Below are 24468 nucleotides of genomic sequence, written 5' to 3' on the forward strand. Positions count from 1 at the left end.
GCTCTGCAAGCGGAAGGCGACATCGGTAAGGAGGATCACATGCGCAATGCTTCTCTGTTCGATCTTGCCGGCAGGAAAGCGCTTGTCACCGGCGCCAGCCGCGGCATCGGCCGCAGCATTGCCGCGGCGCTGAGTGCTGCCGGCGCCGATGTCGCGGTCACCGCGCGCAGCCTGGCCTCGCTCGAGGAGACGATGGCCGCCATCCGTGCGGCCGGTGGGGTGGCGCATGCCGTCGCCCTCGACGTCACCGATGTCGGCCGCTGCCGGACCGCCACCGCCGAGGCCGCGAGCCTGCTTGGTGGTCTCGATATCCTCGTCAACAATGCCGGAATGGAAGAGGTCCGGCCCTCGCTCGATGTCGACGAGGCGCTGTGGGACCGGATCGTCGACACCAATCTCAAGGGGGCGTTCTTCTGCGCCCAGGCGGCTGCGCGGCAGATGCGCGACGCCGGGCGTGGCGGCGCCATCATCAATCTCTGCTCGCTGACTTCAGAAGTCGGCATTCCGACCGCGGTGCCCTATGGCTCGTCGAAGTCCGGCCTGCTTGGCATGACAAGGGCGCTGGCGGCGGAGTGGGCCGATCTCGGCATCAGGGTCAACGCCATCGCCCCGGGCTATTTCCGGACGGCGATGACCGATGTGTTCTACAACAACGAGGCATGGCAGCAGTCCATGCTCGCCAAGATCCCGCAGCATCGTTTTGGCGATCTCGGCGACCTGCACGGCGTCGCCGTGTTCCTTGCCTCCGATGCTGCCGCCTACATAACCGGCCAGTCCATTCCGGTGGATGGCGGTTTTCTCGCATCGATCTGAGGCGGCTCACAATAGGTTCGAAATCAAAATCTTCCGCACTGTGACCGGCCGGCACGTTGCGTTCCAACAAAGAGGAAAATCCATGTCCGACATCAGCTTCCACGATCTGTCATCGCTTGATGCCACCCAGCGGGCTGGCCTGCTGAAACGCGCCGAGGGCGATCTGTCGGACTTCGTCGAAAAGGTCCGCCCGATCATCCAGGCCGTCAAGGACGAGGGCGACGCCGCGCTGGTCCGCTTCGCCAGGGAACTCGACAAGGCTGATGTGACTGAGGGCGGACTGAAGGTCTCGGAAGCCGAGTTCGATGCGGCCTTCGACAAGGTCGAGAAGGATGTCGTGGAAAGCATCGGCTTCGGCATCGACAATATCAGGCGTTTCCATGAGGAGCAGAAGCCGGAAACGATGTGGCTCAAGGAAGTCCGGCCGGGCGCCTATGCCGGCGACCGATACACGCCGATCGCCTCCGTGGCGCTTTACGTGCCGCGCGGCAAGGGCGCCTTTCCGTCGGTGACGATGATGACCTCGGTTCCGGCTGTCATCGCCGGCGTGCCGCAGATCGCCATTGTGACGCCGCCGACAGCCGACGGTTCGGTGGATGCGGCGACCCTGGTCGCGGCTCGCCTTGCCGGCGTGCAAACCGTCTACAAATGCGGTGGCGCCCAGGCCGTCGCCGCCGTCGCCTACGGCACCGAGACGGTGAAGCCCGCGCTCAAGATCGTCGGCCCCGGCAGCCCGTGGGTGGTGGCGGCCAAAAAGTGTGTTGTCTTCGGTCATCAACACCGGCCTGCCTGCCGGTCCGTCGGAAGCCATCATCTTCGCCGATGACAGCGTCGACGGCGGCCTTGCCGCGCTTGACCTTTTGATCGAGGCCGAGCACGGGCCGGATTCCTCGGCCTATCTGGTGACGCACAGCCGCAAGGTCGCCGAGGCTGCACTTGCCGCACTCCCGCAACACTGGTCGCGGATGACTGAACAGCGCGTGGAGTTTTCGCGCGCGGTGCTGACCGGCAAGCGCGGCGGCATCGTGCTGACCGCGTCGCTGGAAGACAGCTACCGTTTCATCAACGACTATGCGCCCGAACATCTCGAAATCCTCTCGAAGGAACCGTTCGCGCATCTCGGGCACATCACCGAGGCGGCCGAAATCCTGATGGGGCCGCATACGCCTGTGACCCTTGCCAACTTCGTCCTCGGGCCGAATGCGGTGTTGCCGACCAGCCGCTGGGCACGGACCTATGGGCCGCTTTCGGTGACGGATTTCGTCAAGCGCTCGTCGGTCGGCTATGTCACCTCGGCCGCCTATCCGGAACTGGCGAAGCATGCCCGCAGGCTCGCCCGCTACGAGGGCTTCAGTTCGCACGAGAATGCTGTCTCGGAGATCCGCGACCGCTACCTCGCCGGTTGAACGGAGGCGATGGCGATGAAGGCGGCACGGCTTTATGGAACTGGCGATCTGCGCGTCGAGGACATCGCCACACCAGGCGTACCTGATGCCGGCTGGGTGAAGCTCAGGGTCGATGCCGCCGGCATTTGCGGTTCGGACCTGCACAATTTCCGCACCGGCCAATGGATAAGCCGGTCGCCCTCGACGGCCGGCCATGAGTTGACCGGCACGGTGACCGCGCTCGGCCAAGGCGTCGACACCGTCGCCGTCGGCGACAGGGTGGTCGCCGATTCCCGTTTCTGGTGCGGGGACTGCCCGCAATGCCGTGCCGGCAGGCGCCATCTCTGCGCTTCGCTGGGCTTCGTCGGTGAAGTCTGCGACGGCGGCTTTGCCGAACAGGCGGTGTTGCCCGCGCGTCTGCTGCATGTCGTCGATCCGGCGCTGGATGAGCGGGTCGCTGCCATGGCCGAGCCACTCGCGGTCGCGCTGCACGCGGTGCGGCGGCTGCCGAAGACGGCAGGCTCTGTGCTGGTCGTCGGCTGCGGGCCGATCGGCGGTCTCGCCGCGCTGCTGCTCTCCCGAACTTTCCCTGGCACGGTGCTCGTCGCCGACCGCAACCAGGCGCGCTCTGCCCGCGTGGAACGGGTCACCGGCGCAACGATCGTCGACCTCAACCGCGATGCCATTGTCGCCGCAACCGGCAATGCCCCACTGCTGGCGGCGGTCGAGGCGACCGGCAGCATCGCCGCATTCACTCAATTGCTCGGCGTGCTCGATTCCGGCAGCGCGGTGGCGATGGTCGGCATCTTTCACGGTCGTCTCGACATCGATCCCAACCTCCTGGTCGAACGCGAGATCGCGCTGCTGGGATGCCACGCCTTCGCCGACGAACTGCCCGACGCCGTGCGGATGCTGGGTGAATTGAGCGACCCGCTGCTCGCCCTGATCGATCAAGAGATCGGTCTCGACGACATTCCGGCCACCTACGAGCGGCTGTTGGCGGGGCAGAGCGATGGCTTGAAAACAATCATCCGCATGCGGCAACCTGTTGAGCCGGCGTGATTTCCGATAAATTGCCGGAAAGGATTTTGAAATGATCGAGTTGCCCGATACGGCGAGCCCCCTTTACGAGAAGGTGAAGGACTACATCCTGACCAACATCGGAACGGGCCGATGGGGCAAGGATCGCAAGCTGCCGTCCGAGAACGAGTTGGTGGTTTCGTTGGGCGTCTCGCGGATGACGGTCCACCGCGCCTTGCGGGAACTGACCGCGGCGGGCTTCCTGATCCGGCTGCAAGGTGTGGGCACGTTCATCGCGCCGCCCCGCCCGCAATCGACGCTGATCGAGATCAACAACATCGCAGCCGAGATCGTCGAGCGCGGCAATAGGCATCGCTCCGAAGTCCTCGTGCTGGAAACCATCACGCCGACGAAGGAGCTTGCACTGTCCTTCGAGTTCCCAAAACGTGTTTCGATCTATCACTCCGTCGTCGTCAATTTCGAGAACGACCTGCCGGTGCAACTGGAAGAGCGCTTCGTCAATCCGAGCCTGATTCCCGACTATGACAAGCAGGATTTTTCGAAGACGGCGACCTATGACTACCTCATGCAGAAAACCCCGGTGACCGAGGTCGAGCACATCATCTCCGCGATCCCGGCCGACGCCGAGACGGCGCGGCATCTCAACATCGATGTCGGCAGCTGTTGCCTGTTTCTGCACCGCCGGACATGGACGGGCGCGATCGTCGCCACCATCAGCAAGCTGACCTATGTCGGCAGCCGCTACTCGCTCGGCAGCCGCTATTCCCCTCCAAGGCCAACTGACGACAACGCAGATGGAGGGAGGCGGATGCGCCAGATCAACGGGAAAATTGAGTCACTCTTACTTGTATATGCATGTATGTATTTTAGCCTTGACATCCGTTCGCGCTGACGCTGAAATATCCCTGCACTTCACTATGAAGTGGTGGTTAAAATGCCGAGGCACAGTGCCGCGAGAGCAGAAACCCACAGTCTCACCAGACCGGATGCCTGGGTAAAAAGCGGTCTGATCATCAAGGGGAACTAGATGATGCGTAACCTAGCAGGACAATTTCGCGCGCTCATGATGGCCGCCGCCATCGGGCTCGCCGCCGCGCCAGCGGCCCACGCGGCCGATGCGGCCATTCCCACGACGCCCGAGGCCGGATCGTTCAAGATCGGCATCGAGCCCTGGCTTGGCTACGGCCAGTGGCACGTCGCCGACGCCAAGGGCCTGTTCAAGACAAACGGCCTGTCGGACGTCCAGATCGTCAACTTCGCCGAGGACAAGGACATCAACGCCGCACTGGCCAGCGGCCAGCTCGACGCCGCCAACATCGCCACCCACACGGCGATGGGCATGGTTGCCGCCGGCCTGCCGGTGAAGATCGTGCTGCTGCTCGATGTCTCGATGACGGCCGATGCCATCATCGCCGGCAAGGACGTCACCTCCATTAAGGACCTCAAGGGCAAGCAGGTCGCTTTCGAGGAAGGCACGACGAGCGACATCTTGCTCAAATACGCGCTCGCCAAGAATGGCATGTCGATCGACGATGTGAAAGCCGTTCCGATGCCGGCGTCCGACGCCGGTGGCGCGCTGATCGCGGGCCAGGTACCGGTCGCGGTCACCTACGAACCCTACCTCACCGTCGCCATGGCGCAGAACAAGGACGTCAAGCTGCTATTCACCGCCGGCGAGGATCCCGGCCTGATCAGCGACGTGCTGGTGGTGCGCGACGAGGTGATCAAGTCGCGGCCCGGCCAGGTGCTGGCCATGATCAAGAGCTGGGACGCCGCGCTCAAGGACTACACTTCAGATACACCCGGTGGCCGCGCCATCATCGCCAAGGCGGTCGGTTCCGACGTCAAGGATCTGAACACCGCTTTCGACGGCGTGCGCTACTACTCGCTCGCCGAAAACAAGACGGCGCTCACCGGCGATTTCACCACCAAGACATTCGCCGATGTCGAAGCGGCCGCCAAGAACGCCAAGCTGCTGCAGGCCGACGTGACGCCGGAGCAGATGATCGACCCGTCCTTCGTCAAGGCGGCGCAATGATAAAGGCCGGGTCGCGGTGGTAGCGCAGATGTCCGCGAAGCCCCCCGCGAAAACGGGTCTGGCTCTTCCCTCATCAGGGCCGGTCACGAAACAGGCGAGGCGCCGCCGATCCTCGGGGATCGGCGTGCCCATCGCCAGGTCGCGTTTCCTGATGATCGCGGTGACCGTGTTTGTCGGGCTTGGCCTTGCCTGGTGGGCGGCGACCGGGCTGGAGTGGGTAAAGCCCATTTTCCTGCCGTCGCCCGGCAGCGTCGCGACCCAGATCGCCAAGCTCGCCACTGACGGCACGCTGTGGGTGGACCTCAGCGCCTCGGCATATCGCATTTCCATCGGCTTCCTGATCGCCTCGGCTTTGTCGATCCCGATCGGCGTGCTGATCGGCAGTTTCCGCTCCTGGGAAGCGGCCATCGAGCCGCTGGTCGATTTCATCCGCTACATGCCGGTCGTCGCTTTTGTGCCGCTCTCCATCCTGTGGGCCGGCACCGGCGATACGCAGAAATTCCTGATCATCTTCATCGGCACTTTCTTCCAGCAGGTGCTGATGATCATGGACAATGTGAAACGGGTTCCTGCCGATTTCATCGGCCTTGGCCGTACGCTCGGCCTGCCGGACCGCGAGATCCTGACGCGCATCGTCGTGCCCAGCGCTCTGCCGGGCATCTGGGACACGCTGCGCATCAGCCTGGGCTGGGCATGGACCTGGCTGGTGCTGGCCGAACTTGTCGCGGCGACGTCGGGCTTGGGCTATCGCATCACCGTTTCGCAGCGCTATTTCCAGACGAACACCATCATCGGCTACATCCTGCTGCTTGGCGTGCTCGGTCTCATCACCGACCAGGTCATGAAGGCATTGGAAAAGGTGCTGTTCCGGCAGGATGGCCACTCGCAATGAGGAACCGCCGATGACTGTTCCCAAACTGCGCATCGCCGGTCTCGACAAGAGCTTCGGCACGGGCGAGCGGCGCACGCAAGTGCTGCGCGACATCAACCTCGATCTTGCCGACAATGAGTTCGTCTCGCTCGTAGGCACGTCGGGCTGCGGCAAGAGCACGCTCTTGTCGATCGTCGCCGGACTGCAGGATTTCGACGCTGGCGATCTCAGCATCGATGGCGCGCCGATCCTGCAGCCCGGTCTCGACCGTGGCGTCGTCTTCCAGTCCTACACGCTGCTTCCCTGGCTGACAGCGCGGCAAAACATCGAGTTCGCGCTCAAGGCCGCCGGTTACGATCGCACGGCCTGCCGTGAGATCGCGCTCGAGCATCTCGATCTCGTCAAGCTGTCGCAGAGCGCCGACCGCTATCCGTCCGAACTGTCGGGCGGCATGAAGCAGCGCGTCGCCATCGCGCGTGCGTTGTCCTACAGGCCCAAGATGCTGCTGATGGACGAGCCCTTCGGCGCGCTCGATGCCTTGACCCGGCACCAGATGCAGGAACTGCTGACCCAGATTTGGGAAGAACACAGGCTGACCGTGCTCTTCGTCACGCATGATGTGGAAGAGGCGGTCTATCTGTCGGACCGCATCGTCGTCATGGGGATCGGCCCGGGGCGCATCATGCAGACCTTCAATGTCGACATCGAGCGGCCGCGCCGGGAAGAGGTGATGGAAACCCCGGCCTTCATGGATTTGCAGCGCGGCGTGCACAAGGCGATCCGCGAAGCGTCAAGACGCCCCGAAATGGCGTAGCATCCGAGCGGGGCCTCCTCCTGCATTGCCGGAATGACGAGGCAGCCGTCCCGGAACATCCGGGCCGGCTGTCCTGTGCGGGCCGGCGGCGTGGTCAGCAATCAGGGGCCGTGAGGACCGCACAGGTCGAGCGTCCAGGCGATGGTTCCGCAGAAGTCACCGACGTCGCCACGGTAACTGCCGTAGCCATTGTAGTAGTTGTCCATCCAGCCATTGCCGCTGGTCGAATTGTCGGCGGTCCAGCCGCCGCCAACCCAGCCGCCGTGGCCTCCATGCCCGCCATTCGCATGGCCGCCATGGGCAGCGGTGAGGTGGATATAATGATGCTTGACGACGGCGGCATCGGCGACGGTTGCAAACGGGATCGCGCTGGTGGCCAGGGTCAGCAGGATGGAGCTGATGAATACGAGTTGCCTTTTCATGGGAATGTCTCCTTTTCGTTCCAGAAATATGGGAAGGAAAGCCGTCCCTCGCCGGACACGTTCCTTCACGAAATCGGGACGGACACTCGCTGAACTGTGCGGTGTCTTCAGGCGGTCTCGCGACACATCGCCTGAATGGCCGAAATCTCAGTCCGCTCACGGCGCCGGTCAAGATTTGTTGACTTCCGGCAGGCTGGAAATGACTACCCCCGACCTATTTGTCGGACCATAAGACGGCGGTGCGATTCAGGCTCCGGCTGGCACGTAGGGCAATCTTGCCTTTGAACTGGGATGCGCCAATTTGGCTAAAGACTATAAGCCGCCCGCATGACGGAATTGGCCGTAGCACTGGAATAGCCTCAATTTGCCACCGAGCGTGATCCGAGGCTGAGGCTGATCATCCCGATCATCGTCGCCATCGCCTTTCTGATGGAGCAGCTCGATTCCACCATCATCACCACGGCGATTCCGGCCATCGCGCACAGCCTCGACACCACGCCGGTCCGGCTGAACCTTGCGATCACCACCTACATCCTGACGCTCGCCGTGTTCATTCCCGTCAGCGGCTGGTTCGCCGACAGGTTCGGCGCGCGAAAAGTGTTTGCGCTGGCGTTGTTCACCTTCACCCTTGGCTCGGCACTGTGCGGCATGGCCAACAGTTTCGGCATGCTGCTGGCCACGCGCGCCCTGCAGGGGTTGGGCGGCGCCATGATGACGCCGGTCGGACGGTTGATCCTGCTGCGCAGCTTTCCGCGCAGCGGGTTGATCACCGCCATGACCTACATGACCTTGCCGGCCATCATGGGACCGGTCATCGGGCCGCTGCTTGGCGGCCTGCTGACCACCTACGCCTCGTGGCGCTGGATATTCTATGTCAACGTACCGTTCGGCTGCCTCGGCATACTGGCGGCGCTGCGCTTCGTCGACGATTTCCACGAGGAAGCCGTGCAGCGCTTCGACTTCGCCGGGTTCCTGATGGTGGGATGCGGTGTGGCATTGCTGCAATTCGGCCTGGAAAACATCGGCCGGCCGATCATTCCCGTTTCCGCGACGGTGCTGGTGCTGGCCGCTTCCGTCCTGCTGCTGCTCGCCTTCGGACGCTACGCGCGCCGCGTCGTGGCGCCGGCCGTCGACCTGACGCTGTTTCGGTTTCGCTCCTTCTGGGTCGGCACGCTGGCAGGTGGGCTGTGCCGCGTCGGCCTCAACGGCGTACCTTTCCTCGTGCCACTGATGCTGCAGCTCGGCTTCGGTATGAGCCCGGTCACTTCGGGGTCGCTGACATTCGTCGGCAGCTTCGGCGCCTTGCTCATGCGGCCGCTGCTGTCGCCGCTGCTGCGGCGCTTCGGCTTCGGTGCCGTGCTGATCGGCAGCGCGATCGTCGGCTCCGCCGCCGTCGCGGGTTTCGCCCTGATGCGTCCCGAGACGCAGCATTGGATGATCGGCGTCTATGTCTTCCTGTTCGGCATCGTCCGCTCGGCGCAGTTCATGACCTCCAACACTTTGTCCTACGCCGACTTGCCGGCGGACAAGCTCAGCCGCGCCACCAGCCTCGGCGGCGTGCTGCAGCAGCTCAGCGTTTCGCTCGGCGTCTCGATCGCCGCCATGCTGCTGGGCCTGATCGCAGGGGAGACCCACGTGCTCACGCCGGAACGCTTTCACCAGGTATTCCTGCTGACCGCGATCATCCCGCTGATCTCCATTCCCGGATTTCGGTACCTGCGCGCCGAGGACGGCGCGCAGGTCAGCGGCCACATCAGGGGAATGCGCAAATAGGTCTCTCGGGAAGGCTGTGTCGGCGTTGAAACATGTCGCGGCCGGGGGCGCGAGGCCTGCAATGCAAGGAGGTTCCTCCGGACGGCACCAAGGCGCCGTCCTCGCCCGCGTGGGAGATTGCGGATCAGTACATCGGACGCGGGTTTATCGCGTCCGCTCGGACCGATTGGATAACGTCCCAATGTTCCACTTTACGGAACCTTAGTACCAGCGTCCGCGACCGTAAAATCCGCCACCGCCCAGCACGATAACAATAAGAACTATGACCAGGATTGTGGTGATATCCATATGCGCCTCCTGAGCGCGCCCGGCCGAGTTGGCCGTTCACCGCTCTTGCCCTGTAGGGCATGATTGTTCCTGTTACTTTGACATCCACCAACGTTCCGCACGGCATTCTTGTTCCAATGGACGCAAGGCATGAACCGCCGCCCAACGAACCGCTGGCCTCGCATCTCGGCTGGAAAGGTTTCGGAAACCATGTCCGGGTCCACCAAGGAACCAACTGGCCTGACGATTTCTTTAGCTGCATGAAAAGACCTGGCCCGCTCACAACGGAAGATCGCGACCACACCGATGCAGTGCGCACGTCGCCCGAATTGCCATCCCAATACCAGGATGCTGAAGGAGATTTCGGCGGTCGATTTGGATATGGGCATCCCGCTCACAAGCCCGATCCTTTTGCCACATACACGTTTTCGCCCGGGGCTGTTCGTCCTCTACCGGTCGACAACAAGAAAAGATGGCGCTAACCGGCTGTGCAAAAACCCTACGAAACAGCCTATTTCGCCAGGAAGCACGGGATCACGCAGGCCCAGGCACGGCGGATCACCAAGGACTTCGGCCCTTCACGTGTCAGGTGCGACATTGCCGCCCAGGATCTGAACTTGGCCCTGACAGGCTCATCGCCCTGTATGAGCGTCAGCCAGCATCTGTGTCTTCGATACCGAAGGAATAGCTGAGTTCTGAACGCAGACTACCAAAGCCGATGCATCGGTCTTGGCACAATCAGCGAAGCCACTTCCTGAACCTCGCGGCTTTATTCCGCACGAATGCAGCAGCTGCCGCATCACACGTCCTGCGCGATGGTCCATTCGCGGCAATGATGAACTTGGCGTCTCTCAGCGTGAGACCGTGCTTCTCTGCAAAGTGGATTGCTCCATAAGGCTCGTCTTGGGGTATGCCCCCGTTGGTGTGGGCCATTTGTGCCTCGCATGACGGATGGCTCGGCTTCGGCCTCTTCCGCCCGCCCAATCTGGTACATCAACCTTCGACGACAGGCGAAGGTTCCGATCAGAAGTGGAACCTCCAACTACAGGGCAAGGTTTAAGCTTGATGTTCGAAGGTTTTCGACTTGAGACAGTCCAGCTGCCCGAGGCGTCGCTTCGGGTGAGGCACGGCGGTTCAGGACCACCGGTCCTGCTTCTGCATGGCCACCCACGTACACATGCCACCTGGCATCGCGTTGCGCCGCTTCTCGCCGAAAGCCATACGGTTGTTTGTCCTGACGTTCGCGGTTTCGGGCAGTCTTCGATCCCCGAGGACACACACGATCATGCAGGATCATCCAAGCGCGCCAAGGCAAAAGACTGTGTCGCGCTCATGCGCCTTCTCGGCTTTGACCGGTTTGCCGTCGCCGGGCACGATCGCGGAAGCTACACCGCTTTCCGGACAGCGATGGATCATCCGTCCGCGGTGACGCATCTCATCATTCTGGACGGTGTTCCCATCCTTGAAGCCCTCGAGCGATGTGACGCCCGCTTTGCCACAGATTGGTGGCATTGGTTCTTCTTTGCCCAGCCCGACAAGCCGGAACAGGCGATCATGGCCGACCCCGAAGCCTGGTATGGCGGCTCCGCTGATCAGATGGGCGCGGAGGCATTTGCGGACTACAGGGCGGCGATTTTCGACCCTCGTGTCATCCATGGGATGGTCGAGGACTATAGGGCCGGGCTCTCAATCGACCATCTGCATGACGCGGATGACCGAAGGGCGGGCCGACGGGTCCAATGTCCCACCATGGTTCTGTGGTCGATGCGCGATGATTTGGAACGGCTTTATGGCGACGTTCTCGGCGTATGGCGTCCGTGGACGACAAGCCTGCGGGGAAAAGGCATCGCCTGCGGACACCATATGGCCGAGGAAGCACCACAGGTGCTCGCGGCAGAAATCTTGGCATTCTTGCGTACCATCTAGTCTCGACGTCTGAGGTGAGGCGCGACGTCAGCCGGCCAAACAAAGGAGTCTTGTTTCCCTCGGTCAGCTGGAAAGCAGGCGTTCGAGTGTGGTGTTCAGTTCGTCAAAGCTGAACGGTTTGCGAAGGACGGCACGATTGCTGAAACCATCGCGCATATCGCGACCACTGTTACCCGTCGAGTAGATGAACGGCACACCGCGCTCCGCAAGCGCATCGGCCACGGTATTGCTGTCGTCGCCGTCGAGATTCATGTCCAGCATTGCGGCATCGAAAGTCTGCGCTTCGATCAGGGCGATCGCCTTTTCGATCGTAGCGGCTGAGGTCACCGATTGGCATCCAAGATCGCCCAGCATGTCCTCAATCATCATCAGGACCAGAATTTCATCCTCGACAACGAGCATGCGCCGGCCGGAAAGCAGTTTATCCATCGTGAATTCCCGGTACCGGAATGTTCATCGTGCAGATCAACCCGTCCGGGCGATAGTCAAGCTGCACAGTGCCTTCGAGTTCGTGGGTGAGGCCGCGCTCGATCACGCGCGAACCGAACCCCTGTCGCGACGGTGGCGTAACCGGCGGTCCATCCTTCTCCCGCCAGCAAAGGATCAATCGACGGTCATCCGGCGCCGGCTCGATCGTCCAGTCGATCCGGATCGAGCCTTTGTCATTGGAAAACGCACCATATTTCACCGCGTTGGTCGCGAGTTCGTTGAAGGCGATGCCGAGCGCCAGTGCCGCTCTTGTCGAAAGGCGGATGTTCTCGCCTGATATCGCCAGACGTTCCGCCCGCCCGTCGGTGACGTCGAACGGTTCCAGGGCATCGTGAAGCACATCGAGCAGCCCGGCGCTGTGCCAATTTTCACGGGTCAGCAAATTGTGCGACCGGGAGAGCGCAAACAGCCGGGACTCGACGGCTTCGCGGATCGCCCGTGGATCGGAATTGGCTCGCGATGCCTGCCAGACGATCGACTGCACCGTTGCCAGCGTGTTCTTCACGCGATGGTTCAGTTCGTCGATGAGCATTTTGGATTGTGCCTGCTCCTCCTTGTGTTTGGTCAGATCGACGAAGGAGGCGAAATACTGAACGATGGCGCCGCTCTTGTCCTGGACAGGATTGGCGAAAAGACTCGCCCAGAATTCACTGCCATCCTTACGCCTGTAGAGGATTTCCGTGCCCGCCTCCGCATTGGCTTCGAACTCCGCCTTGATACGTTTCAGCGCCCTGGCGTCGGTGCTGTCCGCCATCAGGAAATTGAAGGGCTGACCCAGGACCTCTTCCCTGGCGTATCCGGTCAGCGCGAGGAAGGCGTCATTGGCAAAAATGATGGGGTTGCCGGGTTCTTTCGCATCGGCAAAAACCATGGCCATTCGTGTTGTCTCGGCGGCAACAACGAATGGGCCAAGCTCGTCGTGAAAGCCCGCGACTTCGGCTTCGGCCTCCTGCTGCTCTTCGGACTTGGCGACTACGCTGGACATGTCGTCAACCGGTCGGCGTCCACTATGCCGTTGACCGCCATCGCGCATCTCCCGTGATTAAGGGGCGAAAGCGTGATCGACTCTTTCAATCGCCAGCGCCCACTCACAGGCTGGCGACACCTGCTTTGTACGCTTCCGACAGTCAGTTAGCGAGTCATTCCGCGCCCCGCTGAATTGTCAGCCGATACGCTGATCTTCGCTGGAACGGCACCATTCACGTCGCTTTGCCGACCGCCGCGTCCATTCCCATCTCTTCCTGCGAAATGTCGTCGAACGAAGCGTAGTTCATATTGTAGAGGCGGGCGTAGAGGCCTTTCCTCTGCATCAGCTGTTGGTGGTTGCCGCTTTCGACAATCTCGCCATTCTGCAGCACGATGATGCGGTCGGCGCCGCGTATGGTGGCCAGCCGATGGGCGATGACCAGTCCGGTGCGGCCCTCCAGCAGTTTGATCAGCGCCTTCTGGATCAGCATCTCGGTGTAGGAATCGATGCTGGCGGTGGCCTCGTCGAGCACGAGGATCTTGGCGTCGGCCACCAGCGCGCGCGCAAAACTGATAAGCTGGCGCTGGCCGAGCGAGAGGTTGCCGCCGCGTTGCTCGAGTTCGGTGTCGTAGCCATCGGCCAGCTGCTCAATGAAGTCGTGCGCACCGACGGCTTGTGCCGCGCGCACCACTTCGTCGCGGCTGGCTGATGTCTTGTGGTAGCGGATGTTTTCCAGCACCGTGCCGGAGAACAGGAACGGCTCCTGCAGCACCATGGCCACCTGATCGCCCAGCGAATCCTGCGTCAGGTCGCGCACATCATGGTCGCCGACCAGGACCTTACCCGACCAGACATCGTAGAAGCGGTGCACCAGCGCCATGGAACTCGACTTGCCCGACCCGGTCGGGCCGACGAGCGCGACCGTCTCGCCCGGATTGACGCGAAACGAGATGTTCTTCAGCACCGGCTGGTTCGGCCGGTAGCCGAAGGTGACGTTCCGAAACTCGACCGAGCCGTCCATGTCGCGCGACAGCGCCACCGCATTGTCCTTGTCGCTGACATCCACCGGCACGTCGAGCACTTCGGAGATGCGCTGGCCCGAAGCCATGGCGCGCTGCATGACACTGTACTGCATGGTGAGCGAGCGGATCGGGTCGAAGAAGCGCTGGATGTAGAACAGGAACGCCACCATGACGCCGACGTCGAGGCTGTGCGACAGCACCATCGAGCCGCCGACGACGATGACCGTCGCCATGGCGATGCCGGTCAGCGTGTCGACGATCGGCACCATCAGCTGGGCATATCTGGCCGACCGCAGATGGGCGTTGAGGTTGGCGAGCACCTTCTCGTCATAGAGGTCGAAATTGACGTGCTGGCGCTCGAGACTCTGCACAGTGCGCACGCCATGGATGCCTTCGGCCAGCGCACCATTGGCGATCGAATTGGTCTCGTGCGCGGCCATGAAGGCGACCTTGGCGCGCGGCAGCCAGAACAGCCGCACGATGAACAGCATCGGCATGGTCGACAGCGTCAGCAGTCCGAGCCGGAAATCGAGCCACAAAAGGACGGTCACGATGCCGAACAGCAGCACGATGTCGCCCACCGACATGACGGACGTCTCTAGGAACTCCTGCATCGAATTGACGTCGCCCTGCAGGCGCGACATCAGCCGGCCGACCTCGGTCTTGTCCATGAAACTCAGGGACACGCGCTGCAGATGGCTGAACATGGCGCGGCGCAGGTCGGACAGCACGTTCTCGGCCACCTTGCCGACGACACTTTCCTGCACATGGCTGGCGGCATAGTTGATCAGGATAATCACAGCGAAGATGCCGGTTGCCCAGATCATCACCGAACGGTCGAGCCTGCCCGGCGCCATGCCGTGGTCGATGGCGTAGCGGATGACCAGCGGGATCGCCAGCTGCGTCAGCGTGAACACCAGCACCGCCGCGACCGAGATGAAAATCCGGCCCTGATACGGTCTGACGAAGCCCCAGATGCGCCTGACGATGCGCGGATCATAGGCCTTGCCGAAAACCTCTTCCTCGTCGCGATGCGAGCCGACCACCGCCTTGGTCGGCCGCCCGCTTTTGTCCTCCTTCTCGTCGTCGTCCTGCGTCGACATCATGCGGCTCCCTCGAGGCGGTCGTCGTCCGGCCGCAGCTGCAGGTCGTAAAGCGCGCGATAGCGACCGCCGAGCGCAAGCAGCTCCTCGTGCGTGCCGCGCTCGACGATGCGGCCGCCTTCGACGAACAGGATCTGGTCGGCATGCATCAGCGAACTCAGCCGATGCGAGATGATCAGCGTCACGCGATCTCTGGCGAAGCGCTTCATCGCCGCGCGGATGCGCTGCTCGGTGCCGGCGTCGATGGCGGCGGTGGAATCGTCGAAGACCAGAACCGATGGCCGCAGCATCAGGCTGCGCGCGATGGTCAGGCGCTGCCTCTGGCCGCCGGAAAGCGAGGCGCCGCGTTCGCCGACGACGGTGGTGTAGCCGGCTGGAAGCCCGATAATGTAGTTGTGCAGCTGGGCATACTCGGCGGCTTGCCCGATGCGGGTCTCGCGCGCCCAGGGATTGCCATAGGCGATGTTGTTCTCGATCGAGGTGGTGAACAGGAACGCGTCCTGCTGCACGACGCCGACCGCCTTGCGCAGCGATTGCAGCGTGACCTTGCTGATGTCCTGGCCGTCGATGGTGATCGCGCCCGAGGTGACGTCGTAGAAGCGCGGGATCAGATGCGCGATCGTCGACTTGCCGCTGCCGGGCGGGCCGACAATGCCGATCGTCTGGCCGGGCCTCGCCTCGAAGGAGATGCCGGACAGGGTCGGACGGTCGCCCGCGCCCGCATAGCGGAAGCCGACATCGTCGAAGCGCAGCACGCCCTCGGTGATGACGAGATCTCTGGCGTCGGGCGCGTCCTTGATGTCGAGTTCGGTGTCGAGCAGTTCGAACAGCCGCGTGCCGCAGGTCGAGGCGCGCGCGAACGAGTTGACCATCAGGCCGAGCTGGCGCACCGGCATCTGCAGGATGGTCATGAAAGTGAGGAACTGCGCCAGCGTGCCGACGCTGATCTGGCCCGCAATCACCTTCTGGCCGCCGAACCACAGCACCAGGCCCATGGCCGCCAGGAAGGAAAAGTTCATGGCGCTGGTGTTGGAGACGCGGATGTCGACGCGCTCATTGGCCAGCTCCAGCGCATCCTGCTTGGCGCGGTCGAATTTTTTGAGCTCATGGCGCTGCGCCGCGAAGGCGCGTACGACACGGATGCCGCCGAGATTCTCGTCCATCACCCGGCTCAGCACCGACAGCCGCTCCTGCAGCGTCAGCCAAGTGCTGCGCAACTTGAGCTGCGTCACCGAGGAGCGCCAGGCGACGAACGGCACGAAGCTCAGGCTGAGCAGGCCGAGGACGAGGTCGGTGCTGATCAAGAGATAGGCGCCGACGCCAATCAGCACGCCGAGCAGGACCACGCGCAGGATTCCGGTGGAAAAGAACATACGCACGCCGTCGAGATCGAGCAGCCCGAGCGTGATGAGATCGCCGGTATGAACCTTGTCGTGGTAGGCAAAGCTCAGGCGTTGGATCTTCTCATAGAAGGCCAGCCGCAATTCGTAGCCGGTTTGATGGCCGACGGCCTCGCCATAATAGTTCTGCGCCATGGTGAAGAGACCGCGCAGGATGCTGACGACGAGCAGCGTGAGCGCCGTGTGCCACAGCGCCTGTTCCGCGACAGTGCCTCCACTCGCGGCCATCACGCCTTGCGCCTGGTCGATGGCGCGTCCCAGGAGGCGAGGGATGAAAAGCTGCAGCGTCGCGGCGATGAAGGTCGAGACGAGGGTGATGGCGACCTGCCAGGGATGGCGCAGCGTCATGCGCACGATACGCAGCAAGGTGCTGAGGCCTTTGCCCCAGGAGGCTTCCGCCACATGGGCAAACGATTTGCCGCGCTTCGCCGCGCCGCTGGTTGCATCCGTAGGCAAGGAAAATATCCAGTCCAATCCGGACATTAGCCCGGACGAATGAAGCAGACTCAGTTCAGATGGCGCGATGTTACGCGTGTCCGACTTGACCCTTCAAGGGGCCAATGGCGGTATCGCACTGTGCCTGACAGGCGGTGCCGCTATTGGTCGTTAATGGGCGCTTGCGGCCTTGCGGTCAAAGATCATGGGAGGGTGTCGATGCGACATTCACTGGCATAAACAATTTTATGGCATTGACGCGCAGATTCTCCAGCTCGACCCAGCCTTGACGGACTATCAGTTCTGTCACGCATCGCCGACATTCCACGCACGCGGCCGATCCGGCAGCGAGGGCCGACATCGGCGTGAATACCAAGAGGGCAGTCTTCTTTGACAAATTTTCCCTTCACCGAAGCCATGCCAATCCAGTTTCAAGCGCCGTTGCCGAAGGCTTCGGAGGTTGTGGTCATCGGCGGTGGCGTCATCGGTGTGACCACGGCTCTGTTCCTGGCGCGACGCAACATTTCAGTGACATTGCTGGAAAAGGGCCGCATCGCCGGCGAGCAATCGTCGCGGAACTGGGGCTGGATCCGGCAGCAGGGTCGCGACGCCGCTGAACTGCCTGTTGTCATCGAAGCGCAACGCCTCTGGCGTCAACTGGCCGAGGAATGCGGCGAAGACATCGGGTTGAAGCAGACCGGCGTTACCTATCTTGCGCGAACCGACAAGGAGATGGCCGGCTTCGCGAAGTTCTTGGAAGTAGCCGAGATGCACGGCGTCGACACGCGTCTCCTCGATCAAGCCGGAACAGCCAAGCTGATCCCGGCCATGTCGCGCTCCTTCAAGGGTGCGATGACCACGCCATCGGACATGCGCGCCGAGCCTTGGGTCGCGGTGCCAGCACTTGCCCGCCTGGCCGCCCGGGAGGGTGTCACCATCATCGAGAATTGTGCGGCGCGCATGCTCGACATAGCGGCTGGTCGCATCAGCGGGGTCTGGACCGAGCAGGGCCGCATCGCCACCTCGAACGCGGTCTTGGCGAGTGGTGCGTGGACGTCACTCTTCCTGCGCGCCCACGGCGTTTCCATCCCGCAGCTCAGCGTCAGGGCGACCGTCGCCGCGACCGGACCCATGCCCGAAATCCATGCGGGAGCCGTTGCCGACGAACACATCGCATTCCGGCGCCGGCAGGATGGCGGTTACACGCTGGCATCGGGAGGCTCCAATCAGCTGTATGTCGGGCCTGACGCGTTTCGTCACGCGCGCAAATATGTTCCGGCCCTGATGGCCAATCCTTTTGGCACCCACTATTTGCCGGCCGCGCCGCGAGGCTATCCGGACGGCTGGTCAACCCCACGCAGATGGAACGCGGACGAGGAAAGCCCGTTCGAACGGATGCGCATCCTCAATCCGGCTCCGAAAACCTCGGCGCTGCGCGATATCGACCGCGAATTCACCGCACTTTTCCCGCATTTCAAGACGGTGCCGATCAAGGCGAGCTGGGCGGGCATGATCGATGCGATGCCGGATGTCGTGCCGGTCGTTGATCGTGCCGCCGAAATTCCGGGTCTCGTTATCGCCACCGGGATGAGCGGTCACGGCTTTGGCATCGGACCCGGCATGGGCCGCGTCGTGTCCGACCTCGTCCAGGGAAACGAGATCGGACATGATCTTCACAGATTCCGTCAATCCCGGTTCAGCGACGGCAGCCCGATCAAGTTGGGACCCAGCCTCTAGATCGTGTCGCAACTTGCCGCGGGTTTGCCGCCGGTGATCGACCTGACACCCTTCCGGGCGGATAGGTTCTGATTATTCAGGACACCTGCTGTCGCAGCGGGCCTGCCGTTCTTGCTTTGGGGGAAACGACGTGACCGCAAATACCAGCTCACAGGCCGGGGAGCCGATCGATCCGCAAAGCGTCTACGCCGTGCTGATCTGCGACCTGGTCGGCCTGCGTTTCGGACCTGACGGCAAGCCTGATCCAAGCGAAGTGCGCGCCCATATCGAAGCCAAGGGCGGCCGCTTCCACGCGGAGGCACTTGGCGACAAAGCAAGCCTCGAGCATGGCCGGGTGCATTTCTTCTACCAGCCGGATCTCAGCACGCGTGAAGAGCTGATCGAAGCCGCGGGCGATGGATGCTACGATGCCGTCATCGCCGCCGCGACCTTCCTGCCCGCCGAGACCGTCTTTCCGCTGGCCGGCGTGCGGATCGGCGCCGGCACCGGCAATATGGGCTCGCGCTCCTGGGGTGGAGGCAGCGGCGAGGGCGGCACCGCCGTGCTGATGAACACGCCCGGCATCAACAGCCGCGCCACGGCGCAGATGGCGATGAAGGCGATTTTGAACGTGCTGCCGGATCTTCCGGTCGACAGGCTTCACGAGCGGGTGGCGCGCGGCGCCTTCGACACGGGCAGGGAGCTGCGCGATTTCCCCACCGAGAAGCTTGAAGGCAAGACGCTTGCCGTAATCGGCTACGGCAATATCGGCCGCGAGGTGGCCAAGCTCGCCCGCGCCTTCGGCATGCGCGTGGTGATCCACGCCCGGCCTAGGCACCGCGACTGGATTGAAGCCGAGGGCTTTGCCTTTGCGCCAGACCTCATCGATGCGGCTGAAGGTGCCGATGTGCTCAGCGTCCATGTCGGCCTCGGCAAGCAGGATGCGCAAACCGGCCGCTACGCCAATGCAGGGCTCATCGGCGCGGACGTCCTGTCCCGCATGAACAAAGGCGCGGTGCTGGTCAATTACGATCGCGGCGAGCTTGTCGACGTTGCGGCCCTCGGAGACGCCCTCGATGCAGGCCAGGTGCGCCACGCCGCCATCGATGCCGACCTGTTCAGCGATGCCTCGACCGGGCGTCTTTCCGGCCCGATGCTGCCCTATCTCGACCTCGTCGAGAAGCATGGCGACAAACTCGAACTTCTGCCGCATGCGGCAGCCGATACCGATCATCCCTCGCGCGTCGCCGGCGCCAAACAGGCCGTCGACCAGCTGTTCGATGTCATCTGCCGCAAATCGGTGGCGAATGCGAAGGGCACGGTGCCGCCGGGCTATCTCTCCCTTGGCGCGACGACGCCCCCCGGCATCGGACCGGTGACGGCGGACCACCTTTTGAAATTGACCGCCGACGAATGCTCCGAGCTGGCGGATGTCTGCGATCGACAAGGCCGGTTGTGGCAGGCTCTGTTGGACACGCCGCCTGCCGAGCGCAGCAGGATCGTCGCCGAACAGGGCGAGGAGCTCGTCCGGATGATCGATCACTTCTGCCTTCTGGCCGAGAAGCTGAATCTCAGGGGGCCTTACCAGTAATATCGGGGCGCTAGTCCAGCTCTCACGGCTCGATCCGGTACCGGTGTGGAACGCCCGTCGCAGCCCGGTTGTGGATCTTGTCGGGCGCTTGACCCGCCAGCACCGCGACTTCGTCGTCGCGCACCGGCGTATAGAGCCGATAATATTGATGGCTATTCATGTTGAGTTCGGTTGGAACGACGTCGCTCACGTCCACCGCACTCACCTTGTCGCTGATGGTCGCCATATTGTCGGGTCCTCCGGCGCCGAGCCGGGGGCCGTTGAATTCAATTCCGGCACTCAGGAAGGTCAGCACCCAATCCTTGTGGGTGTAGTAGACGGTAACGCCACGCCCGAGGTCTGGCAGCGCCTTTAATTTGTCCTGACGGTCGAAAGCGTCGGAGTCTTCGTCGGCAGCGGCGAGAATGATCTGATTGAAGATGGTCGGAAGATGCGTCGCCGGTACGGACGGTTGGGTCTCACCGGGTTTTGTATCTTGCGGCTGTGCCAGCAATGCCTGGACGCCAAAACGCAGCATATAGTTTCCCATACTGTGACAGAGCAGGTGAACGGTTGGACGCTGTGAGGTTGGGGAAAGGCCGGCAAGTTCCGATGCCAACCTGCGGATCACCCGTGCAAACGCGGGACCGCTCTGTCGTGACGTTGCCCGGTCATGCTGGTAGCCGATCAATGTGCCCGCGGACGGCCAGCTGAAAACGATGATCTCGGCGTCTATTCCGTAGAAGCTGAGGATCGTCGCCGCACGCTCGACGCTGTCGGAAAAGGTGTTGAAGAAGCCGTGCGCGAACAAGATGATCGTCTTTGCCGAAACGAATGCCGGATGAAGCGCAGCAAACATCTGGTCGCTTCCGCGAATTTGAGCCTTGCCTTTCTCGACGAGTATCTTCTCGTCGTACACAAGCAAGGTGCCAGGCACGATCTTGCCCTGTTTGGGGGCTCCGGTGACCATCACCTGGACCTCTCCGTAGCGAACATCGACGCCTTGAGCCTGGCTGAGATTGGGACCAAAACCGGTGATCCGACCCTGACTGTTCACGATCGGGTTTCGATTGCTGACGAAATGGACCTTGTAGGTGTTGGCCATGGGTTCCTCCAGACGGGATCGGGGGTGCCAGATCAGACAGACGCTCGGCCTTCATTGGCCTCCAGGGGACAGTTTACTTTGTGCATTGAGTTTTAGGAGTTTCATATTGAATGGCGCGAATATCATCGCGCCTGTGTTCAGCATCCGTACAGTCACCAGGAAGCATCTTGCCGTTGGGCATGATTACGTTACAGACAATCGCTTTGGTTCCGGCTTGAGCGTCGAGTAGGCTTTCCTCTGTTATTCCGGATGCTCCACGAAAATTCGTATCGATGAGCACTGCCCCATCGAATACGGGGTCGGTGATCTTAGCGCCTTCGAATGAAGTATGCTTCAGATCGGCAGCGGAGAAATTAGGATTTTCAAGTTGCGCTTGCTCGAATTCGGCTTTGTAGAGCAAGGCATTGGCAAAGGACGGTTTATGCAAATTCGACCGGATAAAAGTTGCGCTGTCCAACACAGCACCGTCAAACCTGGTTTCCTCGCCGTAGCTGTCGTCAAAATGGGCAGAGCTCACGGCTGTGCGCACCTTGTAAGCGTGAATCATATCCGGAACGGCGGAGTTAAGACCTGGGCAGAAAGCCGCCCCAGACAGCCCGGCGCTATTGAGATTTGCCCCAGCCAGGTTTGCGCCACTCAGATCGGCTTCGCGCAAATTGGCAGCTCTGAAGTTTGCTCGGTATAATCCGGAGCCGTGTAGGTCGGCATTGTAGAAATCCGAGTTGCTGAACGCCGCATAGTGTTTCGCCGGATCGTCCGCGAGAACGGCGCCAGGAAATTTGCCGGTGCGAAAGTCAAATCCCGTCTCTGTTTGCGAAGTTCGAAATGCAACAATTTGTAGTGCGGTCAGCGCATCCGGATGAACGATCTGGCTCGATTGCGCCGGCTGCTCCACGGCGAACGCCGCCAGCGCTCTGAGCAGGATCAAGCCTCGATCCTCGTCACCTTTGCTGCCAGACGCAGAGGCGGCACCGTCATTGTCGATCAGCGTTTTTAAAGCATAGAGTCCGCCTATCCGTGTCGCCATGCTTGTGGCGCCAAGAGCTTCGAACCCTCGCCGGTATTGATCTTGATAAGCGACGTCCTGCGACTGCTGGTAGGTCCTTAATGCTTGAATTGCGGCGACAGAGGCTGCAAGTGCGCCGATCAATGCGAGCGGGAACCCGATAATCTGCCCCAAGGCCTTGCGATAGTCGTCTTCGACTTCGAGCTGGGACTTATCCCTGCCTACGGCGAGACGAGCTGCAATCCAACGAGGAACAGTCAGCCAAATTGCCGCCGCTATAATAATCAGGACGATTGCCACAAATACAAACCAAAATAAGAAGCTTATAGAAAGTAGATTAGGCATCTATTTACTCGATTTGTTAGCAGTATGTGCATCTAGAAGGTTGTCAAAGTATTGACAATATACAAATGGTTATTTTACACCAAATTTCCCGTTTTCTCATAAATATTGTGCGCGCCCTTCAGGGAGAGAAGGTGCATTTTGATTCATATTTCTTGCTAAGAACGTACTTATTATTCTTAATTTGGTATTGGCTTTTCGACAAGCAATTTCGCATCACCTCATCTCTTTCTTGCTGATGCATCGCTTCGACGGCATGCGGCAGCAGATGGCGGGCAACTGGGTGTTTTCTGCGTGAGGGAATGGAACGGCCATATCGACAGCGGCGTCGTTAGCTTGACGTTTGTGACGCCGGCCTGCAGATCCGGGTGCCGGCGACACCGTGCTTGGTGGATCGGTCGCCGCTCAGTACCGCGGACCGGCCACCATTCGCGCCATCCGTGTCATGTCCGTACTCATCTCGCGGTCGTCGTCGAGCGGGCTGACGAGCGCGCGGACAGCGGCGAAGGTGCGCTGCGGCCCTTCGCCCATGCTGTCGACGACACCGCGCAGCTCCACGCCGGTCGCCGCGAAGATCAGCTCCATCGCCACGAGATAGCGCATGCGCTCGATGATCTCGGCGGTCTTGGCCACGACGCGTGGCGCCATCGACGACTGGTCCTCGATACCGTCCGAAACGGCGAGCGGGCTGAGCGACATCGGGTTGGCCAGATGCCGGATTTCGGCTTCCAGCGCTGACAATGGTTTCTGCAGTTCCGCATAGCCCTGGCGGCTGCCGCCCCTGGCCGACAGGAAGCGCGGCAGGTCGGCGATCGTCGGCGACATCAGCTTCATGCAGCGATTGGCCGTGCCGACCGCGCAATGCGCGAGCGCCTGGCCGAGCTGTTCAAAGGCCAGCGTCATCGCCGTGAGGTCGAAATTGCCGTTGGAAATCACCCGCTCGCCCTCGGCCAGGATCACGGGATTGTCGCCGGAATGGGTCAGTTCGATCTCGGTCGCCAGCCTTGCCTGTTCGAACGCATTGAGCAGGCCGCCCCAGACCTGCGGCACGCAGCGATAGCTGAGCGGATCCTGCAAGCGCCGTGCCGCTCTGTCCTTCCACAGACCGCTTCCCGCCAGTTCCGTGCGCAGCCGGGCGCCGATCTCGCGCTGGCCGAAGGCCGGCCGCGCGGCCAGCGCCTGCTCGTCGATTGCGGAGAGGGAGGAGCGAAACGCCTCATAGTTGAGCGCCACGGCAGCCAGCGCCCAGTCGATGAGATGGGCGACGTCTTCGAGGCACAGGCACGCGGTTCCGGTCGACAGGCTGTTGGCGACGATGATGGCGTGACCGTCCTTCTCACGCAGATCGAGCGGCTCGAGCCCGGCGAGAGCGAGCGCCTCGGCAGAGGGCATGATCCTGCCCTGAAACTCCGCTTCGCCATCGCCGCGCAGCGACCTTGCCATATGGCCGAGATGGGCAAGGTCGGCCGCGCCGATCGAGCCCCAGGTCGGGATCACCGGATGGACGCCGGCGTTGAGCGCCGCGACGAGGCCCATGACCACGCGTTCGGAGGTGCCGGTGCCACCGGCGGCCATGCCCGAGATGCGCGCGGTCATCATCGCCCGCACCGCCTCGGTCGGCATCGCCGGTCCGATGCCCATGCTGTGGCTGAGCGGTACGCTGTGCTGGAAGGCGATCAGGTCCGCCTGTGCGAGCGGCGTGTCGACACAGGCGCCGAGGCCCGTGGTGACGCCGTACATCGGCTTGCCGAGCCCGGTGAGATGCTCGATCAGCGCGCGGCTCGCCCGGATGCGGCGCATCGCTTCCTCGCCCAGCATGAGCCGGGCGTTGCGACGTGCGATCTCGGCGACGTCGGCCACGCCGAGCGGCTTGGCGTCGAGCAATATCATTCGGCCTGTCATGTCTCGCCTGTATCCTGTGGCCTGATGCCCGGACCAGTATTGTTACGGGCGTCGCCGTTTG

18 protein-coding genes and 1 pseudogene are annotated in these 24468 nt (G+C 62.2%); 11 read left to right on the forward strand and 8 right to left on the reverse strand.

Features of this window, described 5'->3' with window-relative positions; all coding sequences use genetic code 11:
- Positions 1-39: 39 nt before the first annotated feature.
- From HB778_RS21910 to HB778_RS21940, 7 genes and pseudogenes are all read left to right on the forward strand, one after another.
- Entirely contained in the window at positions 40-813 is a 774-nt protein-coding gene (locus HB778_RS21910; protein WP_183456898.1) for an SDR family NAD(P)-dependent oxidoreductase, read from the forward strand.
- An 82-nt stretch (positions 814-895) separates the two neighbouring features.
- Positions 896-2219, forward strand: a pseudogene (hisD, locus tag HB778_RS21915) (histidinol dehydrogenase).
- Between the two features lie 15 nt (positions 2220-2234).
- A complete protein-coding gene (locus HB778_RS21920) occupies positions 2235-3260 on the forward strand; it encodes a zinc-dependent alcohol dehydrogenase (RefSeq protein ID WP_183465180.1) in 1026 nt (341 codons plus the stop codon).
- 31 nt (positions 3261-3291) lie between these two features.
- Complete coding sequence (hutC, locus tag HB778_RS21925) at positions 3292-4131, forward strand: histidine utilization repressor (protein ID WP_244661561.1); 840 nt, start codon at positions 3292-3294, stop codon at positions 4129-4131.
- A gap of 138 nt (positions 4132-4269) precedes the next feature.
- A complete protein-coding gene (locus HB778_RS21930; protein WP_183465181.1) occupies positions 4270-5277 on the forward strand; it encodes an ABC transporter substrate-binding protein in 1008 nt (335 codons plus the stop codon).
- A 124-nt stretch (positions 5278-5401) separates the two neighbouring features.
- Positions 5402-6169 (forward strand): ABC transporter permease, encoded by a 768-nt coding sequence (locus HB778_RS21935; protein WP_183456900.1) that lies wholly within the window; start codon positions 5402-5404, stop codon positions 6167-6169.
- 10 nt (positions 6170-6179) lie between these two features.
- Positions 6180-6962 (forward strand): ABC transporter ATP-binding protein, encoded by a 783-nt coding sequence (locus HB778_RS21940; protein ID WP_183456902.1) that lies wholly within the window; start codon positions 6180-6182, stop codon positions 6960-6962.
- A 101-nt stretch (positions 6963-7063) separates the two neighbouring features.
- Here the strand turns inward: HB778_RS21940 and HB778_RS21945 are convergent, their stop codons facing one another.
- Positions 7064-7384, reverse strand: a complete 321-nt coding sequence (locus HB778_RS21945; protein ID WP_095198988.1) for a hypothetical protein — start codon at positions 7382-7384, stop codon at positions 7064-7066.
- Between the two features lie 429 nt (positions 7385-7813).
- Here HB778_RS21945 and HB778_RS21950 point away from each other — a divergent pair, with 429 nt between their 5' ends.
- Positions 7814-9157 (forward strand): DHA2 family efflux MFS transporter permease subunit, encoded by a 1344-nt coding sequence (locus HB778_RS21950; protein WP_244661562.1) that lies wholly within the window; start codon positions 7814-7816, stop codon positions 9155-9157.
- A 1332-nt stretch (positions 9158-10489) separates the two neighbouring features.
- The gene (locus tag HB778_RS21955; RefSeq protein WP_183465182.1) at positions 10490-11350 is read left to right on the forward strand and encodes an alpha/beta fold hydrolase; all 861 of its coding nucleotides are present in this window, start codon (positions 10490-10492) and stop codon (positions 11348-11350) included.
- 63 nt (positions 11351-11413) lie between these two features.
- On the opposite strand, the gene HB778_RS21960 is transcribed toward HB778_RS21955, so the two are convergent.
- The 4 genes from HB778_RS21960 to HB778_RS21975 form a co-directional block, all read right to left on the reverse strand.
- Positions 11414-11779: a response regulator gene (locus tag HB778_RS21960; protein WP_183456904.1), complete on the reverse strand. Its 366-nt coding sequence runs from the start codon at positions 11777-11779 to the stop codon at positions 11414-11416.
- Complete coding sequence (locus HB778_RS21965; RefSeq protein ID WP_183456905.1) at positions 11772-12824, reverse strand: HWE histidine kinase domain-containing protein; 1053 nt, start codon at positions 12822-12824, stop codon at positions 11772-11774. The genes HB778_RS21960 and HB778_RS21965 overlap by 8 nt, the downstream gene beginning before the upstream one ends.
- Before the next feature lie 214 nt (positions 12825-13038).
- On the reverse strand, positions 13039-14931 hold the full coding sequence (locus HB778_RS21970) for an ABC transporter ATP-binding protein (RefSeq protein WP_183456907.1): 1893 nt from the start codon (positions 14929-14931) through the stop codon (positions 13039-13041).
- Positions 14931-16814, reverse strand: a complete 1884-nt coding sequence (locus HB778_RS21975) for an ABC transporter ATP-binding protein (RefSeq protein ID WP_432421199.1) — start codon at positions 16812-16814, stop codon at positions 14931-14933. Before HB778_RS21975 ends, HB778_RS21970 begins: the two co-directional genes overlap by 1 nt.
- A gap of 342 nt (positions 16815-17156) precedes the next feature.
- Between HB778_RS21975 and HB778_RS21980 the strand changes: the two genes are divergently transcribed.
- The gene (locus HB778_RS21980; RefSeq protein WP_183456911.1) at positions 17157-18503 is read left to right on the forward strand and encodes an NAD(P)/FAD-dependent oxidoreductase; all 1347 of its coding nucleotides are present in this window, start codon (positions 17157-17159) and stop codon (positions 18501-18503) included.
- 130 nt (positions 18504-18633) lie between these two features.
- On the forward strand, positions 18634-20073 hold the full coding sequence (locus HB778_RS21985; protein ID WP_183456913.1) for an NAD(P)-dependent oxidoreductase: 1440 nt from the start codon (positions 18634-18636) through the stop codon (positions 20071-20073).
- Between the two features lie 22 nt (positions 20074-20095).
- On the opposite strand, the gene HB778_RS21990 is transcribed toward HB778_RS21985, so the two are convergent.
- From HB778_RS21990 to HB778_RS22000, 3 genes are all read right to left on the reverse strand, one after another.
- Positions 20096-21157 (reverse strand): alpha/beta hydrolase, encoded by a 1062-nt coding sequence (locus HB778_RS21990; RefSeq protein WP_183456915.1) that lies wholly within the window; start codon positions 21155-21157, stop codon positions 20096-20098.
- 73 nt (positions 21158-21230) lie between these two features.
- A complete protein-coding gene (locus HB778_RS21995) occupies positions 21231-22508 on the reverse strand; it encodes a pentapeptide repeat-containing protein (RefSeq protein ID WP_183456916.1) in 1278 nt (425 codons plus the stop codon).
- 402 nt (positions 22509-22910) lie between these two features.
- Positions 22911-24407 (reverse strand): HAL/PAL/TAL family ammonia-lyase, encoded by a 1497-nt coding sequence (locus HB778_RS22000; RefSeq protein WP_183456917.1) that lies wholly within the window; start codon positions 24405-24407, stop codon positions 22911-22913.
- Positions 24408-24468: the final 61 nt, after the last annotated feature.

This window comes from Mesorhizobium huakuii (assembly GCF_014189455.1).
Lineage (GTDB): Bacteria > Pseudomonadota > Alphaproteobacteria > Rhizobiales > Rhizobiaceae > Mesorhizobium > Mesorhizobium huakuii_A.